The sequence below is a fragment of the Flavobacterium sp. genome (assembly GCF_046153165.1).
Lineage (GTDB): Bacteria > Bacteroidota > Bacteroidia > Flavobacteriales > Flavobacteriaceae > Flavobacterium.
This window is the reverse complement of the sequence record NZ_JBJXEN010000035.1, coordinates 1-2,872: the sequence shown is the minus strand read 5'-3', so window position 1 is coordinate 2,872 and position 2,872 is coordinate 1. Positions and strand designations below refer to the sequence as shown.

The window sequence follows — 2,872 nt, the reverse complement described above, 5'->3', positions numbered from 1 at the left end:
GAAACACCGCAAAACCATAGCCGAACAATTTTCTTATACTGAAAAAATTAATTTGAAATGGCTCTCTTATTTGATTTTGGGTTCAAGTATCATTTGGTTGGTTGCAATTTTTAGACAGGATAACTATGTTTTTTCGGCAGTAGTTCTTTATGTTTTTTTTATAGGGTATTTTGGCATAAAGCAAGTCGGCATTTTCACAATGGCTAAACCTGAAATACCGAATGAAATTTTGGAAAAAGTATCAATTGAAGAGGGCAAAATAATAGCTGATACAATATTTGATGAAAAGAAAATTGATGTACAATCCGAAAAAATAAAATACGAAAAATCAAAAATTAATAGCGATGAGGTAAGTGCAATTCAAAAAAAGCTTAACGTGCTAATACAAACTGAAAAAACATATACAGACCCTGAACTTACCCTTTCCGATTTAGCACAAAAAATAAGTGTGCATCCAAACACGCTTTCTCAAATAATAAATTCGGTAGAGCAAAAGAACTTTTACGAGTATATAAACGATCTAAGAGTGGAAGAGTTTAAAAAACTTATTGCTGTTCCGGAAAACCAAAAATTTACATTATTATCCCTTGCTTTTGAATCCGGTTATAATTCAAAAACGGCCTTCAATAGAAATTTTAAAAAAAATACTGGGCATTCTCCTTCCGATTATCTAAAACAAATGAATATTAGTTTAGGCTAACCTATTTAAGGTTTAAATCTAAACTACAGCCTTAATTATTTGTAACTACCTGTATCTCAATACAAAACTAGAGGTAGATTTTTTTTAAAATTGGTGCCACCTTTCATACTGGAGCGATTACCGCTAAAAGTCATAGCAACTTTGTAGAAAATTTAAACAATGTTTATTATGACAAACAAAGTATTCAGCTTGGCGATAGTAGCCACATGCATCCTTTTAATGGGATGTGAAAAAGAACTCATAGTTTCCGAATCCGGAAATTTGGTACCAAAAACGGTGATAGAAGACCCGTCTCTTCCTTCAATAACTGTTAATGGGGCAAAATTTCATGCCGAGGCATTTGGACACCCCGATAGTACTATTATTTTAGTACTGCATGGAGGTCCCGCAGCAGATTATCGATATCTCTATAATTGCAAAGAATTTGCTAATCAGGGTTTTCGAGTGGTGTTTTACGACCAACGTGGTACAGGATTATCGCAACGTTTTCCTAAATCACATTATACCTCTATGCAACAATACTATAATGATATGAATGCCATTATCGCATATTATAAAACATCAGCAACACAAAAAGTATTTCTATTGGGGCATTCCTGGGGAGCAATGCTGGCTGGGGCATATATTAATACTTACCCCAATGCTGTTAACGGAGCGGTACTAGCCGAACCGGGTGGATTGGTATGGGAAGATGCGAAAAAGTATATCAAAGCTTCACAAAAAATGGAATATACAAGTGAAGCTTTGAATAACGCTACTTATATAGACCAATTTATAACTGGCCAAAATGATGAACACGAAATTTTAGATTACAAATTTAGGATGTTAGCTTCTACTGGAAATGAAACAAAAGTTACTGGAGATGAAAGCCCAATAGCACAATGGAGACCAGGAGTAGTTGTTCAAAATGCCTATTTAGATATAGGCAATGAACAAAACCCTGATTGGACAACAAACTTACATTTATTTACCACCAAAGTACTGTTTATATACAGCGAAAAAAATAGTGCTTATGGTTTGGCACATGCTCAAAAAGTATCTGCTCCTTTTCCCAATTTAGAGCTATTCAAAACTATGGGGGCGGGTTATAGTATGCTTTCCTTCCCAACAGGTTGGAATAATACTTATCCTGTAATGCTGAACTATTTTAAATCTCTTTGATAAATTAAAAATGAAAAATATGAAAATTATAATATTGGTTGCCTGTTTAAATTTAATGGTATTGCAAAGTTTTTCGCAAAGTGTTAATTGGGCAAGCTTAAAAAGCGATAATAAGCACATTGTTCATGTTACTACCGGGCTTGATTATGGCCTGGTATATGGACTGGGTTATAGTCATAAAATAAAATCCCAAATGCCTATTTTGTTAAATGTTTCCTATTCATTTCCATCTGGTGGACAGTTGTTTGACGATTTTAAAACAAAAATAGGTGGGCAAGCAAGGCTCTATAGTATTGGAAATTTTCAATTCAGTGCGTCAATACACGGAATTTACAGACGATATGAAAACACATTGGTACGTTTGCAAAACTTTGGAAGTGAAATGACAGGCGTTATTGGATATTACAAACCCAAATGGTTTGTTGCAGGCGAAGTTGGTTTTGACAAAGCTATTGTGACACATTTTAAACATTCTGAAAATTTTAAAAACGATTTTCCAAATACACAAGATGGCTGGTATGAACCATCAACTGGAGGGAATTTTCATTACGGCATACAAACAGGCTATTCATTTAAAAACAGTGATCTTACATTAACAATTGGCAATGTCATCACTCAAGATTTTATAATAACACCACTAATACCTTTCTATTTGAAATTGGGCTATAATTATAGAATTAACGGACGAAAAAAATTAAAAGATAACACACTATAACAAAGTTTTTGTGCCGTAAGATCTTCCGACCTGACGTTTCCTTCAGCTAAGATAAAATAGGACAATTAAAAAAGTATCAATCCTTTTAGTTGCGCTTTCCTTGACTTACTTTCTCTTCTTCGCAGAGTCTCCTGCCTAGGAGACTCTGACGGAAGAAGAAAGTAGAGTTATGCCTGCTGGTGCGCGTTTGCAACGCGTACCGCTCCTCGGCAATTTGTAACTTGCAATTACTGTAAATAAATTTACTACTTTGGTTATTGAAAAATTAGATTTGGTTGGGAATCCGTTGCAAACAC

General features: G+C 34.4%; 3 protein-coding genes. All 3 read left to right on the top strand.

What is annotated here, in order from left to right; genetic code table 11:
* The first annotated feature begins 199 nt into the window (after positions 1-199).
* The 3 genes from ACKVOV_RS04820 (at position 200) to ACKVOV_RS04810 (ending at position 2,576) form a co-directional block, all read left to right on the top strand.
* Positions 200-700 (top strand): helix-turn-helix domain-containing protein, encoded by a 501-nt coding sequence (locus ACKVOV_RS04820; protein WP_409205636.1) that lies wholly within the window; start codon positions 200-202, stop codon positions 698-700.
* 219 nt (positions 701-919) lie between these two features.
* Positions 920-1,861 carry an alpha/beta hydrolase gene (locus tag ACKVOV_RS04815; RefSeq protein WP_409205635.1) on the top strand — a complete coding sequence of 314 codons (942 nt, stop codon included), beginning with the start codon at positions 920-922 and terminating at the stop codon, positions 1,859-1,861.
* 19 nt (positions 1,862-1,880) lie between these two features.
* Positions 1,881-2,576 carry a hypothetical protein gene (locus ACKVOV_RS04810; RefSeq protein ID WP_409205634.1) on the top strand — a complete coding sequence of 232 codons (696 nt, stop codon included), beginning with the start codon at positions 1,881-1,883 and terminating at the stop codon, positions 2,574-2,576.
* Positions 2,577-2,872 lie beyond the last annotated feature (296 nt).